This window comes from Pantoea sp. E956-1, from assembly GCF_982223955.1.
In genome coordinates, this window is the sequence record NZ_CEUYZP010000137.1 from 1 (window position 1) to 255 (window position 255).

Sequence of the window (255 nt, forward strand, 5' to 3'; positions counted from 1 at the left end):
CTGTCCGCCCTGGTCCTGCCACTTGCGGGTGCGTAGCTGGCCTTCGATATAGACCTGCGAACCTTTGCGAAGGTATTCACCTGCAACCTCAGCAAGCTTCCCAAACAGCACTACGCGGTGCCATTCAGTTACTTCCTTGTTCTCACCTGTCTGCTTATCGCGCCAACTCTCAGAGGTTGCCAGCGTGATGTTTGCCACCGCGCCACCATTGGGCAGGTAACGCACTTCCGGATCCTGACCCAGATTTCCAACCAG

General features: G+C 56.5%; 1 pseudogene. It reads right to left on the minus strand.

Annotated features, from left to right (window positions below):
* Positions 1-255: pseudogene (gene ssb1, locus AC0T7J_RS25645) on the minus strand (single-stranded DNA-binding protein SSB1); the annotation flags it as partial.